General features: G+C 72.1%; 18 protein-coding genes. 11 read left to right on the forward strand and 7 right to left on the reverse strand.

The features are described from left to right. Positions 1-26: 26 nt before the first annotated feature. Positions 27-839 carry a crotonase/enoyl-CoA hydratase family protein gene (locus ACRYCC_RS02930; RefSeq protein WP_433808379.1) on the reverse strand — a complete coding sequence of 271 codons (813 nt, stop codon included), beginning with the start codon at positions 837-839 and terminating at the stop codon, positions 27-29. A 232-nt stretch (positions 840-1,071) separates the two neighbouring features. On the opposite strand from ACRYCC_RS02930, the gene ACRYCC_RS02935 reads away from it, so the two are divergent. The 7 genes from ACRYCC_RS02935 (at position 1,072) to ACRYCC_RS02965 (ending at position 9,944) form a co-directional block, all read left to right on the forward strand. After that, on the forward strand, positions 1,072-2,637 hold the full coding sequence (locus tag ACRYCC_RS02935) for an acyl-CoA synthetase (RefSeq protein ID WP_433808381.1): 1,566 nt from the start codon (positions 1,072-1,074) through the stop codon (positions 2,635-2,637). Beyond that, positions 2,627-3,556 (forward strand): Zn-ribbon domain-containing OB-fold protein, encoded by a 930-nt coding sequence (locus ACRYCC_RS02940; protein ID WP_433808383.1) that lies wholly within the window; start codon positions 2,627-2,629, stop codon positions 3,554-3,556. The genes ACRYCC_RS02935 and ACRYCC_RS02940 overlap by 11 nt, the downstream gene beginning before the upstream one ends. A 73-nt stretch (positions 3,557-3,629) precedes the next feature. Next, the gene (locus tag ACRYCC_RS02945) at positions 3,630-4,673 is read left to right on the forward strand and encodes a thiolase family protein (protein WP_433808385.1); all 1,044 of its coding nucleotides are present in this window, start codon (positions 3,630-3,632) and stop codon (positions 4,671-4,673) included. After that, complete coding sequence (locus ACRYCC_RS02950) at positions 4,666-5,823, forward strand: thiolase family protein (protein ID WP_433808387.1); 1,158 nt, start codon at positions 4,666-4,668, stop codon at positions 5,821-5,823. The genes ACRYCC_RS02945 and ACRYCC_RS02950 overlap by 8 nt, the downstream gene beginning before the upstream one ends. Positions 5,824-5,908: 85 nt before the next feature. Further along, complete coding sequence (locus tag ACRYCC_RS02955; RefSeq protein WP_433808389.1) at positions 5,909-7,489, forward strand: acyl-CoA synthetase; 1,581 nt, start codon at positions 5,909-5,911, stop codon at positions 7,487-7,489. A 187-nt stretch (positions 7,490-7,676) separates the two neighbouring features. After that, positions 7,677-8,147: a MarR family winged helix-turn-helix transcriptional regulator gene (locus ACRYCC_RS02960; RefSeq protein WP_433808391.1), complete on the forward strand. Its 471-nt coding sequence runs from the start codon at positions 7,677-7,679 to the stop codon at positions 8,145-8,147. Between the two features lie 87 nt (positions 8,148-8,234). Beyond that, positions 8,235-9,944, forward strand: a complete 1,710-nt coding sequence (locus tag ACRYCC_RS02965; RefSeq protein WP_433808393.1) for a serine/threonine-protein kinase — start codon at positions 8,235-8,237, stop codon at positions 9,942-9,944. Positions 9,945-9,998: 54 nt separating this feature from the next. On the opposite strand, the gene ACRYCC_RS02970 is transcribed toward ACRYCC_RS02965, so the two are convergent. The 3 genes from ACRYCC_RS02970 to ACRYCC_RS02980 are packed head-to-tail and all read right to left on the reverse strand — an operon-like array spanning position 9,999 to position 13,645. After that, a complete protein-coding gene (locus ACRYCC_RS02970) occupies positions 9,999-10,625 on the reverse strand; it encodes a TetR/AcrR family transcriptional regulator (RefSeq protein ID WP_433808395.1) in 627 nt (208 codons plus the stop codon). A 5-nt stretch (positions 10,626-10,630) separates the two neighbouring features. Beyond that, entirely contained in the window at positions 10,631-12,856 is a 2,226-nt protein-coding gene (locus ACRYCC_RS02975) for a YhgE/Pip family protein (protein ID WP_433808397.1), read from the reverse strand. Between the two features lie 54 nt (positions 12,857-12,910). Further along, the gene (locus tag ACRYCC_RS02980; RefSeq protein ID WP_433808399.1) at positions 12,911-13,645 is read right to left on the reverse strand and encodes an ATP-binding cassette domain-containing protein; all 735 of its coding nucleotides are present in this window, start codon (positions 13,643-13,645) and stop codon (positions 12,911-12,913) included. Between the two features lie 356 nt (positions 13,646-14,001). Between ACRYCC_RS02980 and ACRYCC_RS02985 the strand changes: the two genes are divergently transcribed. Continuing rightward, positions 14,002-14,373 carry a DoxX family protein gene (locus tag ACRYCC_RS02985; RefSeq protein ID WP_433808401.1) on the forward strand — a complete coding sequence of 124 codons (372 nt, stop codon included), beginning with the start codon at positions 14,002-14,004 and terminating at the stop codon, positions 14,371-14,373. Positions 14,374-14,487: 114 nt separating this feature from the next. Here ACRYCC_RS02985 and ACRYCC_RS02990 read toward each other — a convergent pair whose 3' ends face one another. Both ACRYCC_RS02990 and ACRYCC_RS02995 read right to left on the reverse strand, forming a co-directional pair. Next, positions 14,488-15,678 carry a lipid-transfer protein gene (locus tag ACRYCC_RS02990; protein WP_433808403.1) on the reverse strand — a complete coding sequence of 397 codons (1,191 nt, stop codon included), beginning with the start codon at positions 15,676-15,678 and terminating at the stop codon, positions 14,488-14,490. Between the two features lie 118 nt (positions 15,679-15,796). Next, complete coding sequence (locus ACRYCC_RS02995) at positions 15,797-16,297, reverse strand: Zn-ribbon domain-containing OB-fold protein (protein WP_433808405.1); 501 nt, start codon at positions 16,295-16,297, stop codon at positions 15,797-15,799. A 144-nt stretch (positions 16,298-16,441) separates the two neighbouring features. On the opposite strand from ACRYCC_RS02995, the gene ACRYCC_RS03000 reads away from it, so the two are divergent. The 3 genes from ACRYCC_RS03000 (at position 16,442) to ACRYCC_RS03010 (ending at position 19,512) form a co-directional block, all read left to right on the forward strand. After that, positions 16,442-17,209: an SDR family oxidoreductase gene (locus ACRYCC_RS03000; protein WP_433808407.1), complete on the forward strand. Its 768-nt coding sequence runs from the start codon at positions 16,442-16,444 to the stop codon at positions 17,207-17,209. A gap of 113 nt (positions 17,210-17,322) precedes the next feature. After that, positions 17,323-18,279, forward strand: coding sequence for an LLM class F420-dependent oxidoreductase (locus ACRYCC_RS03005; protein ID WP_433808409.1), 957 nt, complete (start codon positions 17,323-17,325; stop codon positions 18,277-18,279). Positions 18,280-18,384: 105 nt separating this feature from the next. After that, entirely contained in the window at positions 18,385-19,512 is a 1,128-nt protein-coding gene (locus ACRYCC_RS03010; protein WP_433808411.1) for an alpha/beta hydrolase, read from the forward strand. Between the two features lie 3 nt (positions 19,513-19,515). Here the strand turns inward: ACRYCC_RS03010 and ACRYCC_RS03015 are convergent, their stop codons facing one another. Further along, positions 19,516-20,868 (reverse strand): amidase, encoded by a 1,353-nt coding sequence (locus ACRYCC_RS03015; protein WP_433808413.1) that lies wholly within the window; start codon positions 20,866-20,868, stop codon positions 19,516-19,518. Positions 20,869-21,122: the final 254 nt, after the last annotated feature.

A 21,122-nucleotide genomic window follows, 5' to 3' on the forward strand; every position in this document is an offset into this window, starting at 1 on the left:
GGGGCTGATCCGGCCGGGCGGGACCGTCACTTCCCGTGATACTCGGCCGGGCGCTTCTCCTTGAACGCGCGGGAGCCCTCCTTGGCGTCCTCGGAGCCGATCACCGGCCAGCCGATCTCGTCGGAGACCTTGAGCGCCTCCTCCTCGGGCAGGTGCACGGTCTCCCGGTAGGCGCGGAGGATGGCCTGGGTCGACAGCGGCGCGGAGGCGGCGACGTCGTCGGCGAGCTCGCGTGCGGCCTGCAGCGCGGAGCCGTCCGGCACCACCTTGTTGATCAGGCCGTAGCTCAGCGCCTCCTGCGCGGTGACGGAACGGCCGGTGAGCAGGATGTCCATGGCGTGGACGTACGGGATCTGGCGGGGCAGCCGGATGGCGCTGCCGCCCATCGGGAACAGCCCGCGCTTGGCCTCGAACAGGCCGAGGGTGGCGGAGGCGCCGGCCACCCGCAGGTCGGTGCCGAGGAGCAACTCGGTGCCGCCCGCGACGGCGTACCCCTCCACCGCCGCGATCAGCGGCTTGGTCGGCTGGCCGTCCCGCAGCAGGCCCTTCCAGTGGTAGTTGGGGATCTCCTGGGCCCGCTGCTGCACCTGCGGGTCCTGGGACGGTGAGCCCATCGCCTTGAGGTCGGCGCCCGCGCAGAACACTCCCTCGGCCCCGGTCAGGATCCCGACCCGGACGGAGGGGGTCGCGGAGATGTAGGCCCAGGCGTCGGCCAGTCCCACGAGCATGTCCGAGCTCAGTGCGTTGCGTGCCGCGGGCCGGCTCATCGTGACGATGACGACCTGCCCGTCCTGCTCGACGGTGCAGTGCGGGGTGCTGATCGGCAGCAGCTCGGCCATGCTCTCTCCTTGCTCGGGAGCCGGTCCCGAAGGTCGGTTCCAGCCGGAAAACAAGAACAGATTCTAGTAATTGGACGGGCCGGTGGACAGGTCTTGCCGAGCAAAACTGAAACGTGATCTACTTTGGAACCGAAAACAGGGCGCGGCGTGCCGTGAACCCCATGGACACGCCTGACCACACCGTACGGCTGGCGTCGTAACGGGGACACGCCGACAAGGGCAGGGAGAGCCGATGGGGTCGTTGGGCTTCTGGCGATTGGCACAGCAGGATCCGGGATGGATCGCCGCGGTCGATCCAGATGGCACCGAACACACCGCCGGTGAGCTACTGAGCAGATCCAACCGTCTGGTCCACGCGTTGCGCGGGCTGGGGCTCGAGCCGGGTGACGGTATCTGCGGGCTGGTGCCCAACGGCGCCGACGGGCTGGTGCTCTATCTCGCCGCGCTTCAGGCCGGCTGGTACTACACGCCGATCAACTGGCACCTCACCGGCCCGGAGATCGCGTACATCGTGGCCGACAGCGAGGCGAAGGCGTTCTTCGTCGACGTCCGGCACGCCGCCGAGGGCATCAAGGGCGCGGAGGAGGCGGGGCTGGACGCGCACCGCCGGTTCGCCTTCGGCGACGTCGGGGGATTCCGGTCCGTCGAGGACCTGGTCGAGGGGCAGCCCGAAACAGCGCCGGCCGATCGCAGCAACGGCGCCACCATGCACTACACCTCGGGGACCACCGGCCGGCCCAAGGGCGTCAGGCGCAGGCTGGCCGGGATCGACCCGGACGACTCCGCCGAGCTGATGACCTTCCTGCTGACGTTGTTCGGCTTCACGGCGGGCCGGCCGGCGGGCGGCGGTCACGAGGCGCACCTGATCACCTCGCCGAACTACCACACCGCGGTCACCCAGTTCGGCGGCTCGGCCCTGCACATGGGGCACACGGTGGTCTACATGGACAAGTGGGACGCCGAGGACACCCTCCGGGTGATCGAGAAGTACAAGATCACCAACACCCACATGGTGCCGACCCACTTCAAGCGGCTGCTGTCGCTGCCGGCGGAGACCCGTGCGAAGTACGACGTGTCCAGCATGAAGTGGGCCATCCACGCCGCCGCGCCGTGCCCGGTGCCGCTCAAGCACCAGATGATCGAGTGGTGGGGCGAGTGCATCTGGGAGTACTACGCGGCCACCGAGGGCGGCGGCACCATCGCCTCCCCGCAGGACTGGCTCGCGCATCCCGGCACCGTGGGCAAGGCCTGGCCGATCAGTGAGCTGCTGATCGTCGATGACGAGGGCAACGAGGTGCCCATCGGGACGTCCGGCACCATCTACATGAAGATGGCCGGTGTCGAGTTCGAGTACAAGGGTGACAAGGAGAAGACGGAGCGGGACCGGCTCCGTGACTTCTTCACCGTCGGCGACATCGGCTACCTGACCGAGGACGGCTTCCTGTTCCTGTCCGACCGCAAGGCCGACATGATCATCTCGGGTGGGGCGAACATCTATCCCGCCGAGATCGAGAACGAGATCATCCTGTTCCCCAAGGTCGCCGACGTGGCCGTCTTCGGCATCCCCGACGACGAGTGGGGCGAGCAGATCAAGGCGGTGGTCGAGCCCGCCGAGGGAGTGACGCCCGGCCCGGAGCTCACCGCCGAGATCTTCGCGTTCCTCGAGGGCCGGCTGGCCAGGATGAAGTGGCCCAAGAGCATCGACTTCGTCGAGGCGCTGCCCCGCGAGCCCAACGGCAAGCTGCTCAAGAGGAAGCTGCGCGACCCGTACTGGAAGGACCGGCAGAGTGCCATCTGATCCGAACCACGTCCTGGAGTTCCCGGGCGGCTACACGCGCTCAGTGGGACCGGTCATCGGCCGTTTCCTGTCCGAGTTGCGCGACGGCCGCCTCGTGGGCGTGCGCACCAGCGCCGGTCGGGTGCTGTTCCCGCCCACCGAGTACGACCCGGACAACGGCGACGCCGTCACCGGGGAGTACGTCGAGGTCGGGCCGGTCGGCACCGTCGAGTCCTGGTCGTGGGTGCCCGAGCCGCTCGGTTCGCATCCGTTCCAGCGGCCGTTCGCGTGGGCGCTGGTCAAGCCCGACGGCGCGGACACCGCCCTGCTGCACGCGCTGGACATGGGGGTCTTCGACCGCGGCGCCAAGCCGCCCCGCGGGCTGAAGACCGGCATGCGGGTACGCCCGCGCTTCACCACCGAGCGCACCGGGCGGATCACCGACATCGAGGCCTTCCTGCCCGAGGTGACCATGATGATCGCGCCGAGCCGGCTGGAGTACCAGGTGAAGCCCGGCAGGGCGCTCGACCGGTTCCTGGAGGGCATGGCCGAGGGGCGCATCCTCGGCCACAAGTGCGGCGTCTGCGGCAAGGTCGTCGTCCCGATGAAGGGCCTGTGCCCGACGGACGGCGTGCCCACCACCGAGGAGGTCGAGATCGCCGACACCGGCACGATCACCACCTTCGCGGTCAACAACATCCCGGACCCGCGAGCCCCCGAGGTGCCGTTCGTGTCGGCCTACGTGCTGCTGGACGGCGCCGACATCGCGATGCTCACGCTCGTCGCCGGCGTCCCCGCCGACCAGGTCCGCATGGGCATGCGGGTGAAGGCCGACTGGAAGCCGCGCGAGGAATGGGGCCGCACTATCCAGAACATCAGGTGGTTCGAGCCCTCCGGCGAACCCGACGCCCCCTTCGAAGCCATCAAGGACTACACGTGACGAGGGAAGCCGTCGCGTTCGGATGGCCGCTCGCCGCCGAGCGGAGCGAGGCCATGAACACGGGAGCGAGCACATGAGCAGAGACGTTGCGGTCGTCGCGTTCTCGCAGACGCATCACAGTGCCACCGACCAGGGGCTGTCGGAGACCGAGCTGCTCCTGCCGATCCTGCAGGAGGTCAAGGCCACGACAGGGCTGAACCGGTTCGGGTTCACCTGCTCGGGGTCGTGCGACTATGTGGCCGGCGCGCCCTTCTCGTTCGTGGGGGCGCTGGACGCGGTCGGCGCGTGGCCGCCGATCTCGGAGAGCCATGTCGAGATGGACGGGGCCTGGGCGCTGTACGAGGCGTGGGTCAAGCTGCAGTACGGCGAGATCGACACCGCCCTGGTCTACGGGTTCGGCAAGCCTTCGCAGGGCTCGCTGCGGGAGATCATGACGCAGCAGCTCGACCCGTACTACCTGGCCCCGCTCGGCGTGGACCAGGTGTCCCTCGCCGCGCTGCAGGCCAGGGCGTACCTCGACCGGTCCGGTGCCAAGGAGGACGACCTGCTGGCCGTCGCCGCCAGGTCCCGGCAGAACGGGCGCGACAATCCGTACGCCCTCCATCTGGACGATCCCGTGGCCGACGCCCCGTACGACGTCGCGCCGCTCAAGGCGCACGACCGGGCGCCGGACGCCGACGGAGCGGCGGTGATCGTGCTGGCCTCGGGCGACCGGGCGCGGGAGCTGTGCGAGCGTCCTGCGTGGATCCGCGGCATCGACCATCGCAGCGACGCGCACTCACCGGGGGTCCGCGACCTGTCCCGGTCCGAGTCCGCCCGGATCGCGGGTGTCAAGGCGGGGGCGACGGGGATCGAGGTGGCGGAGCTGCACGCGCAGTTCAGCCACGAGGAGCTCATCCTGCGCGAGGCCCTCGGGCTCTCCGACGAGGTGGTGGTCAACCCCTCCGGGGGAGCGCTGTCGGCCAACCCCGTGATGGCCACCGGCCTGGTCCGGATCGGTGAGGCCGCGGCCCGCATCCACGCCGGCGCGGCGGGCAGGACGCTCGGTCACGCGGCCGCCGGCCCCTGCCTCCAGCAGAACCTCGTCTGCGTCCTGGAAGGAGACCGCCGTGGGTAATCCCTGCGCGATCATCGGCATCGGTCAGACGGCGTACAAGACCAAGCGCCTGGACGTCTCCATCGCCGGGCTCGTCCGGGAGGCGGCCCAGCGGGCGATCGAGGACGCCGGGCTCACCTGGAACGACATCGACGCGGTCGTGATCGGCAAGGCCCCGGACCTCTTCGAGGGCGTCATGATGCCGGAGGCGTACCTCGCGGACGCGCTCGGCGCCACCGGCAAGCCGATGATGCGGGTGCACACCGCCGGCAGCGTCGGCGGCTCGACGGCGATCGTGGCGGCCGGTCTCATCGAGGCCGGCGTGCACCAGCGGGTCCTCACCGTCGCCTGGGAGAAGCAGTCGGAGTCCAACGCCACCTGGGCGCTGACCAACGGCAGCCCGTACAACACCTCGCTGGTGGTCGGCGCGGGCGGCTACTTCGCCCCGCACATCCGGGCGTACATGCGGCGTTCCGGTGCCCCCGACCACATCGGCTCGCTGGTGGCGGTCAAGGACCGGCAGAACGCGCTGAAGAACCCGTACGCGCATCTCAAGATCCCCGGCATCTCGCGCGAGATGGTGGAGATGACGCCGATGCTCTGGGAGCCGATCCGCTACCTGGAGACCTGCCCGTCGTCGGACGGCGCGGTCGCGATGGTGCTGGCGTCCGACGAGGCCGCCAAGCGGGCCCCCAACCGGCCGGCCTGGGTGCACGGCACCGCCATGCGCTCCGAGCCGATCTTCTTCGCGGGCCGTGACACGGTGAGCCCACAGGGCGGCAAGGACTGCGCGGCCGACGTCTACCGGCAGGCCGGGGTGACCGATCCGCGCCGCGAGCTCGACTGCGCGGAGGTGTACGTCCCGTTCTCCTGGTACGAGCCGATGTGGCTGGAGAACCTCGGCTTCTGCGGCGAGGGGGAGGGCTGGAAGCTCACCGAGAGCGGCGCCACCGCGCTGGACGGCGACATCCCGTGGAACGCCAGCGGCGGGGTGCTGTCCTCCAACCCGATCGGCGCCTCCGGGATGATCCGGTTCGCCGAGGCGGCGCTGCAGGTCCGGGGGATGGCCGGCGAGCACCAGGTCGACGGTGCCCGCAAGGCACTAGGTCACGCGTACGGCGGCGGAGCGCAGTTCTTCGCCATGTGGATCGTCGGATCGGACAAGCCCTGACCCACCCCCTTCCCCTTCGTGATCATGCAATCGATCGACGAACGATCGCATGATCACGAGGGGGCGCCTCCGGAGGAGAAGCCCGATGGAGTTCAATCTCGCTGACCTGTTCGAAGGGGTGGCCGACACGCTGCCCGACCGGTTGGCACTGGTCGTCGGCGATGACCGGCTGACCTTCGCCGAGCTGGACGCGCACGCCAACCGGCTGGCCCACCACCTGACCGCTGCCGGGGTGCGGCCCGGCGAGCACGTGGGCATTCAGCTCTACAACGGCGTCGAGTACATCGCCACCGTGATCGCCGCGATGAAGATCCGGGCCGTGCCGATCAACGTGAACTACCGGTACGTCGAGAGCGAGCTGCTCTACCTCTACCAGGACTCCGACATGGTCGCGCTGGTCTACGACGTGGAGTTCGACGACCGGGTGGCGGCCGCCGCGCCCAAGGTGGCGGCGCTGCGACATCTCATCGCGGTCGGCGGCCCCACCGCCGTGCCGGGGGCGATCGCCTACCAGGACGCGCTGGCGGGCGGGCCGGCCACCCGGGGCTTCCCGGAGCGGTCCGGCGAGGACACCTACATCATCTACACCGGCGGTACGACCGGCATGCCCAAGGGCGTGATGTGGGGGATGCGGGACCTGTTCTTCGCCTTCGCCAACCCCGCGATGCCGCCGCCGGCCAAGCCGGAGGACGTGATCGCCTTCGCGGCGGCGTCGGGCCCGATGGTGATGATGCCGGTGGCGCCGCTGATGCACGGAGCAGCCCAGATGGGCACCTTCATCGCGTGGTGGATGGGGGCCACCATCGTCTACGTCCGCAAGTTCGACGCCGCCGGCGTGTGGCGGACGATCGAACGCGAGAAGGTCAACTCGCTCACCATCACCGGGGACGCGATGGCCATGCCGATGGCCGACGAGCTGGCCCGGGCCCGCGACTCGTACGACCTGTCCTCGCTGTTCGCCTACGTCTCCACCGGAGCGATCCTCACCGGTACGGTCCGGGACCGGATCCAGGAGCTGCTGCCCAACGTCATGATCATGGATCGGTTCGGCTCGACCGAGTCCGGATCCACGGCCGAGGCGGTGCCGGGGTCCAGCCCGGAGAAGGGGCTGCGGTTCGCCCCGGACGTGGCCGACATCGTCGTGCTCGACGACTCCCTGCGGCCGGTCGAACCGGGCTCCGGCGTCATGGGCCAGGTGGCGCGCAGCGGATACATCGCCCGCGGCTACTACAACGACCCGGAGAAGACCGCGCGCACGTTCCCCGTCGTGGAGGGCAGGCGCTGGCTGCTGACCGGTGACATCGCCACCGTCGAGTCCGACGGCACCATCTCGGTGTACGGCCGCGGCTCCCAGGCCATCAACACCGGCGGGGAGAAGGTCTTCCCCGAGGAGGTCGAGGCGGTCCTCAAGGGGCACCCCGGCGTCTACGACGCGGTGGTGACCGGTATCCCGGACCAGCGGTTCGGCTCCCGGGTGGCCGCCGTGGTCCAGCTGTACCAGGACGGTACGGCGGCCGGGGACCTGGACCGGCACTGCCGTGCCCATCTGTCGGGCTACAAGGTGCCCCGCACGTACGCCTTCGTCGCCGAGATGCGGCGGTCGCCGGCCGGCAAGGCCGACTACCGCTGGGCCAAGGAGATCGCCGAGAAGTCGGCGGGGACGTAGTCCCGCGGCGCGTTCCGGCAGGTCCGCCCAGGTGACCGGCCGGGCCCGCCGGCACGGGCCCGGCCGTTCCCTTGCCCCGCGACGCGGCCGGGGCGCTCCTGGCCGGACGGCCCGCGGGCGGCTAGGCTCACCTCACGCGAGTCGCTCTACCAAGGAGTCTCTCTCCTGAAGAGAAAGTGGGGGCGCGGTGAAGGCGTCGACCCGTGAGCAGATGGCCGTCGAGCTCCAGCTGGCGATGCAGCGCAACACCATGTGGACGGTGCTGCTGCATCACACCGTCGCGGGTAAGGCCGGCATCAACGTCACCGATCTGCAGTGCCTGAACCTCCTCTCGCTGGACGGCCCGATGACGCCGGGACAGCTCGCCCAGTCGATGGGGCTCACCACCGGCGGTGCCATCACCGCGGTCGTCGACCGGCTGGAGAAGGCCGGGTACGTCCTGCGCAGCCGCGACCCCGACGACCGCCGCAAGGTGATCATCGAGCCGGTCCGGGACAAGGTGGCGTTGCTGAGCACCTACTTCGAGCCGATCGGTCGGTCGGTCATGGCGCGGTTCGCCGCCTACACCGACGAGCAGCTGGAGTTCCTGCTCGACTTCGCCCGGACCAACAACGAGGCCATGCCGGGCGTGATCAAGGAAGTACAGGCCATGTCCTGAGGCCTGCCCGGCTTCGGCCATGCTCGATTTCGGGATCAAGCAAGTGCGGGTCACGCGCTGAGGCGCGCCGATAAGGTGCGTTCTGTCATGGACCTTCCCGGTTATGAGATCGCCGATCTACTCGGGCAGGGCGGCTTCGGCACCGTCTACCGAGCCCGCCAGCTGGCCGTCCAGCGTGCCGTCGCGCTGAAGATCGACAGTCGGGTGCTGGCCACCGAGCGGGACAGGCGCCGCTTCATGCGCGAGGTCACCGCCGCGGGTCAGCTGTCCGGGCATCCGCACGTGGTCGCGCTGTACGACGCGGGCCTGCTCGCCGACGGCCGGCCGTACCTGGTCCTGGAGCTGTGCCCCAACGGCTCCCTCGGGGACCGCCTGCACGACAAGGGCCCCTTCCCGCCGGAGGAGGTCCGTGACATCGGCGTGCGCATCGCCGACGCCGTCGCCGCCGCGCACGCCGCGGGGGTTCTGCACCGCGATATCAAACCGGGCAACATCCTGGTCAACCAGTACGGTGGCGTCGCGCTCGCCGACTTCGGCCTGGCCGCCATGCCGCAGCCGGGTCTGGAGTCCTCCGCGACCCGTGAGGCGCTCACCCCGGCGTACGCGCCCCCCGAGGCGTTCCGGCTGGAGGAGCCCAGCCCGGCCGGCGACGTCTACTCGCTCGGTGCCACGCTCTATGCACTGCTGTCCGGACGGCCCCCGCACTTCCCGCCGGACCGGCAGCCCAGCATCCACGCGCTGATGGCCGCGCATCTGCGGCCGGTCCCCGACCTGCCCGGAGTGCCGCCGGCGCTGACCGCCGTGCTGCGGCAGTCCATGGCCTACGACCCGGCCGCCCGTCAGCCGAGCGCCGCCGCCCTCCGCGACGCCCTCGCCGCCGCCGACCTGAGCCCGGCCGATCGAGGCCGGTCGGCCTATGCGGGCCCCGTCCCGCCCGGCGCGCCGCAGCCGAGCCCGTACGACTCGCCGCCGGTCGCCGCCGGTGCCCCCGGTTCCATGCCGAGCGAGCCCACCTGGTCCGAGTCTTCCGGCTCCGGGCCCGGTTCCGGTGCCGGCTTCGGATCCGGGCCCGGCTTCGGAGCCGCGTCGGCCGGGTCGCAGACCGGGTCTGCCGAGCGGACCATTCCACCGCGCCCCGGGAAGCCGCCCGGGTCGGGCGGGTCCCACAGGACGGTGTCGGCGTCGGAGTCCCGGCGCGGTGTCTCCCGTGGCGTGGTGTACGGCGCGGCAGCACTGATCGCGATCGCCATCGTCGGCACCGGCGCGCTGGTGGCGCTCTCCGGTGGCGACCCCGGCCACGGCCCCACGGGCGGCGGTTCGGCCGCCGGCTCTCCCGGCGGCGCGGCGGCGGCAGGCGCGAACGCCTACGGGGGAGCGCAGACCGTCACCGAGAACTGCCCGGCGGCCACCGTGCCGGGTGGGCGGGCCCGATGCGTCAAGACCGCCGAATGCTGGGGTGGCATGGTCGTGGAGTTCGGGAGCGCGCGGGCCGGCCGGGTCGACTGCACCCTGGCCCATACGTGGGAGACGTTCGCCATCGCCCCGCTGCCGGCCGACGCCCAGACCTGGAACCAGGACGACGTGTCGCACAACCCCACGGTGCGGAAGATCTGCGCCCGTGCGGTCGTCTCCAGGTCCCTGACCGGCAAGGCCGTGCGGTACCGCGCCGCCGGCTGGCAGATCGACGTGCTCCCGCCCACCCAGGCGCAGTACGACCAGGGCGCCCGCACCTTCCGGTGTGTCGCCGGGCTGGGCCTGGACCGCCTGCGCGGCACCGCCTTCCGGCCGCGCGTCTGAGGAGCCGCCACGCCCTTTCCGGTCCTGGACACCTCGGTCTTCCTGGACGAGCGGTCAGGTGGTGAGCCGGCCGCGCAGGAGGTCCATCAGCGTGGCCTGGATCTCGGCGAGCGGCCGGGCGGGCTGGAGGGCCCGCCAGTCGAGTGCCACCGTGAGCACCATGCCGAAGACCGCCGACGCGGCCATCTCGGTGTCCAGGTCCGCGCGCAGGTCGCCGCGGGTCACGGCGGAGCGGAGCACCTCGGAGATCACCCCGACGGCCCGCTCCCGGATGAGCCGGGCGGCGTGCTGCCAGTCGCCGCCGGCCCGCCAGGTCTCGGCGATCAGCAGCCGGGCGAACGCCTCGTGCTCGCCGATGAAGGCGAGCTCCGCGGCGACCACGGCCTCCAGTGCCTCCAGCGGATCCGGGGTGCCGTACGCGCCCTCGGGGTCCGCGCCGGAGACCACGAGACCGGCGGCTTCGCGGAGCCGGGAGGCCAGCCGCTCGATGCCGTACTCCAGCAGCGCGGAGAACAACGCCGCCTTGCTGCGGAAGTTGTAGTAGACGGTGCCCTTGGCGACCCCGGCCCGCTCGGCGATCTGGTCGACGGTGGTCGCGGTGAAGCCCTGGTCGGCGATCAGCACGACGGCGGCGTCGAGCAGCCGCTGCCGGGTGACCTCGCGCCGTGCGCTGACGGTCACGGCGATCAGAGCTTCAGCACGGGATGGAGGCGCTTCATGGTCCACACGCGGTTCTGGCGTGCGGTCAGCGTCGTCAGCATGAGCGCCCCCGCCAGGAAGGCCGACAGCACCGCGCCGCCCTGCCACACCGCCGCGAGGCTCCCGCCGCTGACCAGATGGCGCATCCCCGTCACGACCCACGGCATCGGCAGGAACGGCTGGATCCACTGGAAGAAGGCGGGGCTGGTCTCGATCGGGTAGGTCCCGGCGGCCGAGGTGAGCTGGAGCATCAGCAGCACCAGGGCGACGACCCGGCCGATCGGCCCGAACTTCGCGCTCACCAGCTGCACCACCGCCACGAACGTCACGGTGGCCAGGGCCAGGAAGGCGATCAGCCCGGCCCAGTGCGCGGCCTGCAACCGCAGGCCGAACCGGAACAGTCCGAACACCGAGAAACCGTGCAGGACGGCGAGCACCACCAGCATCTGGAGGATGCCGATCAGCGCGGCGGGCAGCCACCCCGCCAGCGCCACCCGCCACGCGGGGGCGGTGCCCGCCAGCGCCCGCTGGTTCAGCGGGCGCAGCAGCATGTAGATGATCATTGCGCCCACCCAGAGGGAGAGCGGCACGAAGAACGGCGCGAAGCCGGTGCCGTACTCGGGGGCCTCGTTGTCCTTCGTGGTGTCCAGCCGGACCGGGGCGCTCATCATGTCGGCCCGCCGCTCACGTTCGCTCCTGCCGTAGTCGGGGACCTGCCGTGCTCCGTCGTCCAGCCCGTTCCGCAGCCGGCCGGCCCCGGCGGAGAGGTCGCCGATGCCCGACTCGAGTCGCCCCGCGCCGGTGGAGAGCAGCCCGACGCCCGACTCGAGCCGCCCGGCGCCGGTGGAGAGCTGCCCGATGCCGGACCGCAGCGTGCCGAGCCCGCCGGTGAGCCGGTCGGCGCCGGCCAGTGCCTGGCCGGTGCCGCTGCGGAGCCGGCTCGCGCCGGTGGCCACCTGCCGGGCCCCGGCGTTGAGCCGATCGACCTGCCGCCGGGCGGCGACCACCTGGCCCGCCAGGTCGTGGGTGGCGGCCAGCTTCCGGGACAGCGCGGCGACGGTACGGGCATCGGCGGACAGCTGCGCGAGCTGCTGCGGGCGGGATCCGACGAAGGAGTCGATCCCCTTGGCCACCGTGACGACCAGGTCGGCGGACCGGCGCAGCTCCTGCCGCAGCGCCGCCGGTATCTCCCGGTGGGCCGCCAGGTAGACCTCCAGGTCGGCGCGTGCCCGCTGGGCCAGCCGGACGGCCTGCCTGGTCTGCAGCGGGAGCTTCGCCGACGCCTCGGCGAGGGCGTCGGCTCCGTCCGCGACGGAGAGCGCGGAGGTACGGATGAGGTCCGGATAGCGCTGCAGCAGGGGGACCAGCGTGTCCGACGCCTGGTCGACGATGGCGGTGATCTGCTGGACGCCGCCGGAGACCTGCGCGCTGCCGGCGGCCAGCCGGGCCGCGCCCCCGTTGAGCGTGCCGAGCCCGGCGGCGAGTTGCCGGCCGCCGTCCTGCAGCGTGCCGGCTCCGGTCCGCGCGTCGCCGAGCTTGTCGTGCAGGGTGCCCGCGCCGTCCGCGGCCTGGCCCGCGCCGGCGGCCAGCCGTCCCGCGCCGTCCTCGGCCCGCCCGGCACCGGCGGCGAGCTCGCCGGCGCCGTCCGCCGCCTGCCGCAGCTTGCCGTGCAGGGTGCCGTAGGAGACGAAGATCTTGTCGAAGTAGCTCCGGATGGCCTCGGCCCCGGCCGCCGCGCTCACCTCGTCGAACACCGCCCTGGCGATGGACCCGACGATGTAGCTGTTGGCGTCGTTGAGATGCACCTGAAGGGTGGCGGGAGCCGGGACGCCGTCGCCGTCGGGGGAGGCGATCCGGGCGCTGAAGTCCGCCGGGATGGTCAGCGACATGTAGTACCTGCCGGACTCGACGCCCTGCCTCGCCTCGGCCGCGTTCACGACCTTCCAGTCGAAGATCCGCCGGTCCCGGAGCTGCCTGGCGAGATCCGCGCCCGCGGTGACCCTCCGGCCGCCGGCGTCGGCAGGCCTGTCCTCGACGACCATCGCGACCGGCAGATGGGACAGCCGGCCGGTCGGGTCCCAGAACGACCACAGGTAGAGCCCCGCGTACAGCAGGGGCAGCAGCACCAGGCCCGCGACCGCGATCCGGGTCATCCGGGCGCGGGCGAACCGGCGCAGCTCCAGGCCGCCGAGGGACAGCGCGGGGAGTCTCATCGGGGGCTCTCGTGCGTCGTGCTTCCGGCGGCGGGACGGCGTCCTCGGCGGCGTTCAGCCATCGCTGGGTCCTTCGCGGTGCGGGGGGATCTGGACGGTCTCGGCGAGTCCGGCGGCGGGCGCCGGGTCGTGGCAGGTCGCGATGACGGTGACGCCGGACCCGGCGATCGCGTGCAGCCGTTGCCAGAGGGCGTGCTGGCGGTCGGGGGTCAGCCGGGCGTCCACCTCGTCGAGCAGCAGCAGCCGGGGTTCGCCGAGCAGGGCCAGCGCCGCTCCGAGCAGTTGCGTCTCGTCGGGCGGCAGCTCGTGGACCGCCAGGCCGAGGTCGAGGTCCAGGCCCACCCGGGCCAGCGCGGCGGTGATCCGGGCGCGCCGTGCCTTCGGCCGCAGCGGCCCGAAGAGCCCGAGATGGAGGTCGAGCGCCTCGCCCGCCTGCTCCCTGACGGTGAGCGTGGGCTCCAGGTCGTTGACGCCGCCGATCACCCCGAGCGCGGCGATCCGCTGCACCGCGCGCATCTCCGCGGGGAGTTCATGGCCGCCGATCCGCGCCCGGCCCGCGGTGGGGCGCATCCTGCCGCCCAGGGTGAGCAGGAGGGCGGTACGGCCGGTACCCGCCTCGCCGGCCAGGGCGACCAGCCGTCCGGGGGACACCGAGAGGTCGACGTCGCGGTACACCCAGCCGCGGGCGGCCTTCAGCGACAGGCCCGTGGCCTCGACCGCGGCTCCGCGAGAGCCGGGCTCCCCGGGTATGTCGGATGCGTCGGGTGTCTCGGAGGGCTCGGGTGTCATGGGGGGCTCAGGTGAGGGCAGGATCCCGGGGACGGGCGCGGACCCCCCAGCCGCGTCATCCGCCCCCGGTTCCTTCCGGGTCCGGGGCTTCTCCAGAGAAGTCACCACCGGATCCAGGGGTAGGGGCCGGGCCGGAACGGGGTGATCGGGCTCGTCAGCCCGCGCCCCGGAGTCCTGCCCGCTGCTCACTACCGCTCCAAAATCTACCCGTTCGTACTGACTGGTCAGTACAAAATTAGTACAGAGCGCTACATCATTTGGCATAGCGCCCGGTGATCTGTCTCACCTCTCCGGGCGGGCCCCTTTTGGACGATCCGTCTACTTTGAGGCGATGATCCGTGAGAGAGTGCGGGGCCATGAGCACCGCGTCCCGATCGGCTCGCCGCCTGGCCGCGCTCCTGGCGGGCGCCGGAGTCACGCACTTCCTCGCGCCGAGACCGTACGACCAGATCGTGCCGAAGGCGCTGCCCGGCAAGCCGCGGACCTGGACCTACCTCAGCGGCGTGGCCGAGCTCGCGGTCGCCGCCGCGGTCGTGAACCCCGGCACCCGCCGCCTCGGTGCGCTGGCCGCCGCGGGGCTGTTCGTCGGCGTCTTCCCCGCCAACGTCAAGATGGCGCTGGACTGGCGCGACCGGCCGCTGCCGCTCAGGGCGGGGGCGTACGCCCGGCTGCCGTTGCAGGTCCCCCTGGTGGTGTGGGCCGTCAAAGTGGCCCGCTCCGCAGGCTGAGCCGGGCTTCTCCCCGCTTCGCGCGCGATCATGGCGTCCGCGGTGCCAAGGTCGGGGGAATGCCCTCGGTCGGAAGTGCGCGCCGTCCTTCCTGCCGGGCGGGCGGGGAAGGCGTCAGCGGACGGTGATGATGGCGGAGCCGTGGCCGAAGAGGCCCTGGTTGACGGCGATCCCGGCGCGGGCGCCGTCGACCTGGCGACCCTCGGCCTGACCGCGCAACTGCCAGGTCAGCTCGCACACCTGGGCGATCGCCTGCGCCGGGATCGCCTCGCCGAACGAGGCCAGCCCACCGCTGGGGTTGACCGGGATCCGCCCGCCCAGCGTGGTCGCCCCCGAGCGCAGCAACGACTCGGCCGTGCCGGGCGCGCACAGCCCGATGTCCTCGTACCAGTCGAGTTCGAGCGCGGTGGACAGGTCGTACACCTCGGCGAGCGACAGGTCCGACGGGCCGATCCCCGCCTCCTCGTACGCCGCGTCCGCGAGCGCCGAGCGGAACGGCCGGGCCGGCGCGGGCACGGTCATCGCCGAGTCGGTCGCGAAGTCGGGCAGGTCGAGGACCGTCTTGGGAAAGGTCGGCGTCACCGTGGACAGCGCCGGGATCCGTACCGGATCGCTGACGCCGTGCCGCCGCGCGAAGTCCAACGAGGAGATCACCAGGGCCGCGCCGCCGTCACTGGTGGCGCAGATGTCGAGCAACCGCAGCGGGTCGGCCACCACGGCGGACTCGCGGACGTCCTCGATCGAGACCTCCTTGCGGTAGCGGGCGTTCGGGTTGGCCAGCCCGTGCCGGGCGTTCTTCACCTTGACGGCCGCGAAGTCGTCCAGCGTCGCGCCGTGCAGGGCCATCCGGCGCCGGGCGGCCAGCGCGAAGTACATCGGGTTGGTCGCGCCGAGCAGCCGGAACCGCAGCCAGTCCGGGTCGTCCGGCCGGTCACCGCCCACCGGCTTGAAGAAACCCTTGGGGGCGGCGTCCGCGCCCACCACCAGCGCGACCTCGCAGAGCCCCGCCAGGATCTGCGCCCGCGCGGTGGCGATCGCCTGGGCGCCCGAGGCGCAGGCGGCGTAGCAGCTCGACACCCGGGCACCGGACCAGCCGAGCGCCTGGGCGAACGTCGCTCCCGCGATGAAGCCCGGGTAGCCGTTGCGTATGGTGTCGGCCCCGGCGACGTACTGCACGTCCGGCCAGCTCAGCCCGGCGTCCGCCAGCGCCGCACGGGCGGCGGCCAGACCGTACTCCACGAAGTTGCGGCCCCACTTGCCCCACGGGTGCATGCCCGCCCCGAGCACGGCGATGTCCCTGTTCATTGGCTCGCTCCGCTCGCTGTTCGCGGCCGCCTCGACGCGACGGCTTCCCTCGTCGCGTGCTCGCTCGTTCCTCGCTGCGCGCGCTCCTCAGTCCAGCCGCCGCGCGGCCGCTCACGGTTCACTGGCTCGCTCCGCTCGCTGTTTCCGGGTGCTCGGGGACGGGTCTCCACAGCCAGGTGGTGTAGGCGTACTGGTCGTCCTCGTAGAGGGTGCCGGTGGTCAGCTCGACCTCCATGCCGACGGCCAGGTCGGCCACGCCCACGCCGGGCACCGTCTGGCCGAGGATCACCATCTGCTCGGCCTCCAGCTCGACGGCCGCCAGTGTGTACGGCACGAAGGGCTCGGCGGCGATGTAGGGCGGCGGGGGCTTGTAGCGGGAGTCGGCGTACGACCAGACCCGGCCGCGGTTGGACAGCGCGTACTCCTCGAGTTCCGACCCGTCCTTGGGCCCCTGGCAGTAGGGGTTGCGGCAGGCCAGCTCGTTCCGGGGGAAGTACGGCGTGCCGCAGCTCGTGCAGCGCGTGCCGAGCAGGCGCACCTCGCCCTCGCCGGTGGTGAACCAGCCTTCGACGGCGGGGCGTTGTTCTTTGGTCTGCGGCACTCGAGCGACCTCCGTCATTTGAACAAGCGACCGCTCAAATCTATAACGCGTTCTAGTTGGACGGAAGCGCCGGGGCCCACATACCGACCGGTCGGTCGCCTCGCTACAGTGGCGACCGAGCGGGATTCGGCCACGTACGGGCGCGACACGAGGAGTGCGTACATGCGGACTGGACTGCAGGGGAAGACGGCGCTGATCACCGGTGCCTCGCGGGGCATCGGCAAGGCCATCGCCTTCGCGCTGGCCGAGGAGGGAGCCAACGTCGTGCTCTCCTCCCGTCGCCAGGAGGCCCTCGACGAGGTGGCGGAGGAGCTGCGGGCCGCCCATCCGGGGGTCGGCGTGCTGCCCAGGGCGGCGCACGTCGGCGTCGAGGACCAGGCCCGCGCGTGCATCGACGCCACCATCGCCGAGTTCGGCGGCCTAGACGTGCTGGTCAACAATGCCGGGACCAGCGTGCACTTCGGGCCGCTGGCCGACATCGACGCCGCGGCCGCCGCGAAGACGGTCCAGATCAACCAGTTCGCGGTGGTGCAGTGGACACAGCTCGCCGTGAAGGCGTGGATGGCCGAGCACGGCGGTTCGGTCATCAACATGGCCAGCGTCGGCGGCCTCGTCACCGAGCACGGCATCGGCTACTACAACGCCACCAAGGCAGCGGTGATCCATCTGACCCGGCAGTTCGCCATGGAGCTCGCTCCGGGCGTACGGGTCAACGCCATCGCCCCGGGCCTGGTCAAGACCCACCTCGCCAAGGCCCTCTGGGAGGGCAACGAAGAGGCGATCAGCAAGTACATGCCGCTCGGCCGGCTCGGCGTTCCCGAGGACATCGCCAGCGCGGCCGTCTTCCTCGCCGGTGACGCGTCATCCTGGATGACCGGGCAGACCCTCGTCGTCGACGGCGGCGCCATGATCCGACCGTCCATCGCCTGAACACCGACCCGCCCCCTTCCGTGATCATGCAAACGATCGACGATCGTTTGCATGATCACGGAAGGGGGCGGGGCAAGAAGCAACGGCAACGGCAGAGGAAGAAGGAGAGCAGGATGACCTTGCGCTGGGGACTGACGATTCCGCTGACAGGGATGGCGCTGCCGGAGCAGCGGGAGATCATCTCCGAGCTGTCCGGGCTGGGCTACAGCGATGCCTGGTCCGCCGAGACCAACGGCGCCGACGCCTTCACTCCGCTGGCCCTGGCCTCGCAGTGGGCACCGGAGCTGCGGCTCGGCCCGGCGATCGTGCCGGTCTACACCCGCGGCCCCGCGCTGCTGGCCCAGCAGGCCGCGACCCTGGCGGAGCTGGCCCCCGGCCGGTTCGTGCTCGGCATCGGGACGTCCTCGCCGGCGATCGTCGAGCGCTGGAACGGCATCCCGTTCACGGAGCCGTACCAGAAGGTCAGGGACACCCTGCGCTTCCTGCGGCGCGCGCTCGCCGGGGAGAAGGTCACCGACGAGGCCCTCGGCGTCAAGGGCTTCAAGCTGGACCTGGTGCCCGGCACCCCGCCGAAGATCGTGCTCGCGGCGCTGCGTCCCGGCATGCTGCGGCTGGCGGCGCGCGAGGCCGACGGCGCCATCACCAACTGGCTGGCCCCGCACGACGTGCGGAAGGTGCGCGCGGAGCTGGGCGGCGAGAAGGAGCTGATCGCACGGATCTTCGTCTGCCCCACCGAGGACGCGGACGAGGCCCGGCGGCTGGGCCGCTGGATGATCGCCGCCTACATGACCGTGCCGGTGTACGCGGCGTTCCACGAGTGGCTGGGCCGGGGGGACGCGCTCAAGCCGATGCACGAGGCCTGGTCGGCCGGTGACCGCAAGGGCGCGCTGGAGGTCATCCCGGACGAGGTGGTCGACGACCTGATCGTGCACGGCTCGCCGGACGCCTGCCGGAGCCGGATCCGGGAGTACCAGGAGAACGGGCTGGACACCCCGGTCCTCGCGGTGCTGCCCGGCGGAGGCCTCTCGATGCCTGACGCCGTACGCGCCCTCGCCCCCACCGCGGGCTGACCTGGCGGCCCCGGACGTGGTGACGGCCCGCCCGCCGGCGGCTCGTTAACCCGCCGTTTCCGTTGCGGCTGCTTGGCTGGTCTAGCATCGCCGACTCTTCTCAACGTGCGTGATCTTCGGGGGGACCACGACATGGGTCTGCTGGACGGTTCGTTACTGCTCCTCTCGATCGTGCTGGCGATCGCCGCCCCGGTCGCCTGCCTCCTGATGTGGAACCGGATCAGCGGGCCGGTGGCGCTTCGGTACGGTGGCCGGCTCGGCCTGATCGCGGGCTGCCAGGTGACCGCGCTGCTGCTGGCGGGCCTGCTGGTCAACCGCAGTTTCCAGCTCTACGCCTCCTGGGACGACCTGTTCGGTGCGGGCGGTGCCGGGGGCTCCGTCCAGGCGGCGGGCCCGGCGGGCAACCCGCCGGTGCGCGGCCGGCTGGCCGTGCGCAGCGCCGGCAGCCGGCTCAGGTTCCGATACGACCACGGCAGCCAGACCTACAGCGCGACCTTCACCGGGCGCGCCTCGGGAGTGCGCTCGCTGGTCCGAGTCTGGCTGCCCCCGGAGTACGGCCACTCGGCGTACGCCAACGCGAGGTTCCCGGTGATCGAGCTGTTCCCCGGCTATCCGGGTACGCCCTCGACGTGGTTCAACGCGCTGCACGCGGGACAGCGGCTCCGCGAGGCCATGCGCCGCGGGCAGGCCAAACCGTACATCCTGGTGGCGCCGACCATCACGGTCCAGCCGGGCCGCGACACCGAGTGCACCGACATCCCCCGCGGCCCGCAGGTGGCCACCTGGCTGACCACGGACATCCGGCAGGTGATGACGGAGAACTTCCGGGTCCTGCCGGGGGCGGAGTCCTGGGCGACCATGGGGTACTCGACCGGCGGGTTCTGCGCGGCCAAGCTGGCGGAGCAGCACCCGGCGATGTTCCGCGCCGGAGTCAGCCTGGCCGGATATTTCGCGCCGGCCTCACCCGACCTCACCCGGGACCCCGTGCTGGCCAGGGCCAACAACGCCTACGAGCTGCTCGGCACCGGGCCCGCGGTCTCGCTGCTGCTGGCCGGCACCGCCCAGGACGGCGACACCGTCTCCCTGGTGACGCTGATGAGCAAGGCGGCGCGGCCGCCGACACAGATCTTCACCTACATCGTGCCCCGGGGCGGCCACAACGCCCATGTCTGGCAGGAGATGCTGCCCAAGGCGTACGAGTGGATCAGCGAGCGGCTCGTCGGTCCCACCTGAGGCTCAGGTCAGTGGCGCGTGCCTCGGCCAGGGACGTTCCCGCTCGAGCTGCGCGGCCAGCCCCAGCAGCAGCGACTCCCTGCCCGGAGTGGCCACGAGCTGGACGGCCAGGGGCAGTCCCCGCGGGCCCACTCCCGCGGGCACGGACGCCGCCGGGTAGCCCGCGAGGTTCCAGGCCCCGGTCATCGGGGCGTACCGCACCGAGGTCACCACGCTGTGCAGCCAGGACCCTTCGCCCCACCGGCGCGCGGCCGGCGCCGGCTGGGCCAGCGTCGGCATGACCAGGACGTCGTGCCGCTCGAAGAAGGGCGCGAGGGCCTGGCGGAGGCGCTCCCGGTCCTCCGCACGCGGCGGGCGTACCCCGGCGAGCCGCCGTCCCGCGGCGGCGTGCCGGCGGGTCCGGCGCTCCAGCCGCGGATCGGAGAGGTACGGGGCCGCGTCGGCGGCCGGGCAGGCCAGCCAGCGCGAGGTCACGGCGGTGGCCGCCCAGGCCGGATAGGGCGGGTCGTCGTGCGCGACGGTGTGCCCCAGCCCGACCAGGGCCTTGCCGGTCGCCCGGACCGCCCCGGCGAAGTCGCGGTCGACGACCACTCCCGCCGCGGGCGGCTTGGCCGAGATCGCGATCCGCAGGCGTTCCGGCGTGGCGAGGGCGGCGAGCGAGTCGTCACCCGCCATGACCGCGAGCATCAGCGCCGCGTCGGCGACCGTGGTGGTGAGCGGGCCGTTCTCCGACATGCCCGCCCAGTCGTCACCGCCCAGCTCGGCCGGCACCACGCCGGTGCCGGGCTTGATGCCGAAGAGCCCGCAGTTGGCGGCCGGGATGCGGATGGAGCCGGCGCCGTCGTTCCCGTGCCCGGCCGGGACCATGCCGGAGGCCACCGCCGCCGCGGACCCGCCGGACGAGCCGCCCGCCGTCCGGGCGCGGTTCCACGGGTTGCGGGTGATGCCGTACACGCTGTCACTGAAGGGGTAGATGCCCAGCTCGGGCAGGTTGGTCAGGCCCACCACGACCGCTCCGGCCGCCCTCAGCCGGGCCACCACCGCGTGGTCCTTCTCCTGGGGCCCGTCGGGGGTGGCCGCCGACCCGGAGCGCATCGGCTCCCCGGCGACCGGGACGTTGTCCTTGATGGCGACCGGCACCCCGGCCAGCGGCAGGTCGGCCCGGTCGCTCCGGGCGTCGATCTCACCCGCCTCACGCAGCGCCGCCTCACGGCGTACCCGGACGAAGGCCCCGAGGTCCCCGTCCAGCGCCGCGATCCGGTCCAGGTGATCCCGGACGACCTCCCGCGCCGTGACCTCGCCCGCCCGCACCGCCGCCGCGATCTCCGCCGCGCTCCTGCGCACCCACTCGCTCATGACCGGAGTCTGCCGCGCCGCGGGCGTTCCGTCGAGCGCAGCGAGGCCGAAAGCACCGCGAGGGGCGCGGCGGTGTCTGGACTGAGGAGCGCGCGCAGCGAGGTACGAGCGAGCACGCGACGAGGGAAGACACCGCCATCAAGGCGCCCCTCGCCGCCGAGCGAAGCGAGGCCATGAGCACTGCGAGGGGCGCGGCGGTGTCTGGACTGAGGAGCGCGCGCAGCGAGGTACGAGCGAGCACGCGACGAGGGAAG

Origin of the sequence: Actinomadura scrupuli (assembly GCF_050971785.1) — a bacterium.
GTDB lineage: Bacteria > Actinomycetota > Actinomycetes > Streptosporangiales > Streptosporangiaceae > Actinomadura_E > Actinomadura_E scrupuli.

What these genes read in the sequence shown, in the direction of transcription:
- ACRYCC_RS02930 (WP_433808379.1), bottom strand. Translation starts at nt 839, where the DNA reads ATGGCCGAGCTGCTGCCGATCAGCACCCCGCACTGCACCGTCGAGCAG.
- ACRYCC_RS02935 (WP_433808381.1), top strand. Translation starts at nt 1,072, where the DNA reads ATGGGGTCGTTGGGCTTCTGGCGATTGGCACAGCAGGATCCGGGATGG.
- ACRYCC_RS02945 (WP_433808385.1), top strand. Translation starts at nt 3,630, where the DNA reads ATGAGCAGAGACGTTGCGGTCGTCGCGTTCTCGCAGACGCATCACAGT.
- ACRYCC_RS02955 (WP_433808389.1), top strand. Translation starts at nt 5,909, where the DNA reads ATGGAGTTCAATCTCGCTGACCTGTTCGAAGGGGTGGCCGACACGCTG.
- ACRYCC_RS02965 (WP_433808393.1), top strand. Translation starts at nt 8,235, where the DNA reads ATGGACCTTCCCGGTTATGAGATCGCCGATCTACTCGGGCAGGGCGGC.
- ACRYCC_RS02975 (WP_433808397.1), bottom strand. Translation starts at nt 12,856, where the DNA reads ATGAGACTCCCCGCGCTGTCCCTCGGCGGCCTGGAGCTGCGCCGGTTC.
- ACRYCC_RS02980 (WP_433808399.1), bottom strand. Translation starts at nt 13,645, where the DNA reads ATGACACCCGAGCCCTCCGAGACACCCGACGCATCCGACATACCCGGG.
- ACRYCC_RS02985 (WP_433808401.1), top strand. Translation starts at nt 14,002, where the DNA reads ATGAGCACCGCGTCCCGATCGGCTCGCCGCCTGGCCGCGCTCCTGGCG.
- ACRYCC_RS02990 (WP_433808403.1), bottom strand. Translation starts at nt 15,678, where the DNA reads ATGAACAGGGACATCGCCGTGCTCGGGGCGGGCATGCACCCGTGGGGC.
- ACRYCC_RS02995 (WP_433808405.1), bottom strand. Translation starts at nt 16,297, where the DNA reads ATGACGGAGGTCGCTCGAGTGCCGCAGACCAAAGAACAACGCCCCGCC.
- ACRYCC_RS03000 (WP_433808407.1), top strand. Translation starts at nt 16,442, where the DNA reads ATGCGGACTGGACTGCAGGGGAAGACGGCGCTGATCACCGGTGCCTCG.
- ACRYCC_RS03005 (WP_433808409.1), top strand. Translation starts at nt 17,323, where the DNA reads ATGACCTTGCGCTGGGGACTGACGATTCCGCTGACAGGGATGGCGCTG.
- ACRYCC_RS03015 (WP_433808413.1), bottom strand. Translation starts at nt 20,868, where the DNA reads ATGAGCGAGTGGGTGCGCAGGAGCGCGGCGGAGATCGCGGCGGCGGTG.